At 53.3% G+C, this 1,197-nt stretch carries 2 protein-coding genes; one reads left to right on the top strand and one right to left on the bottom strand.

The genetic code is table 11. The features are described 5' to 3' along the window. A partial coding sequence (locus tag UU9_RS16105; protein ID WP_007082829.1) for a class I SAM-dependent methyltransferase occupies positions 1–712 on the top strand: 712 nt, incomplete at its 5' end. A 129-nt stretch (positions 713–841) separates the two neighbouring features. Here UU9_RS16105 and UU9_RS18190 read toward each other — a convergent pair. After that, positions 842–1,197: hypothetical protein (locus tag UU9_RS18190; protein WP_162098779.1), on the bottom strand; the 356-nt coding region annotated here is incomplete at its 5' end.

Genomic DNA, 1,197 nt, shown 5'->3' with positions numbered 1-1,197 from the left:
GGCACTCCAGCACTTTTATGAACGAAACACACAGTTCGAGAGCCTGGATTCACGCACGCTGTTCTGCATGCTCAGGCTGATTCAACCAGGAAAAATCATCGAAGTGGGATCGGGCTATTCCACGATGTTGATGGCGGATGTCAATTCTCGCTTCCTTGCCGATAAGGTACGGATCACGTGTATCGAGCCTTATCCGCGCCCATTTCTGCATACGGCTGACGCGGAGGGGAAAATCACCCTGATTCCGAAGCGCGCGCAGGATGTCGATCTCGACATGTTCAGGTCCCTGGGGGAGGGGGACATCCTATTCATCGATTCGTCGCATGTTTCAAAGACGGGAAGCGACGTCAACCGTCTGCTCCTCGAGGTGTTGCCGATCCTCGCGCCAGGCGTCTATATCCACGTGCACGACATCTTCCTTCCGGCGGATTATCCCAAGGACTGGGTCATCGAGCAAAACCGCTGCTGGAACGAGCAGTACGTGTTGCAGGCTTTTCTCGCCTTCAACCCGACATTCCGGATCGTTTTCGGGTGCGCCGTGGCGGTAAGCAACCACGAGGAGACTGTGCGGAACCTGTTCGATGGGAAGCTGCTGGTTGGGGGGAGCCTCTGGTTGCGCCGTGAACCAAAAGGGGGCTTGCTGCCTAACGCATTTCGTCTGGGCAAACGCCACGCCGCGCGCCTTGCGCGACGTGGCTATTATCATCCCTAAAATAACGATTTTCGGTGGATGATTTGTCTCGTGCCCTGTGGTGAATGATAGAGAGGTTTGAAGTTCCGTAAATTCGTGGAACGCTAAGCAACTCCGCCAGCCAAATCATTAAGGGAGACTGGACGTTCCTCAGTTCTTTTGATCATCCACTGCCTGGCTTTCGATAAATTCGCCATTTCCATCTGAACCAAAAACAAGTCGTGGGATATGTTTGTAACGATCTATTTCATCGATGCTCTTCACCATGACCTCCGGCGCCCTATCTAGGTCCATTGGCGATTCATCTGAGACGACATAGCTCGGGTCGCTCGTTCTTACAAAAACAATCCATTTTGGGTTCAGACCAAAATCCCCCCGAAGAAAGAAAGCGGTCTGCCCATTGCCTTGCCATGGGGACTGTTCGATTTCTCCAGCTCCAATTCCAACAACGGCCACCTGCTTCTGCGCGTTGATCAGCTGTCGATTGCGACGTCCCCCCGATTTTG

This window comes from Rhodanobacter fulvus Jip2 (genome assembly GCF_000264315.1).
Taxonomy (GTDB): domain Bacteria; phylum Pseudomonadota; class Gammaproteobacteria; order Xanthomonadales; family Rhodanobacteraceae; genus Rhodanobacter; species Rhodanobacter fulvus.
The sequence above is the reverse complement of the archived record's forward strand: the minus strand, read 5'-3'. Positions and strand labels throughout refer to the sequence as shown.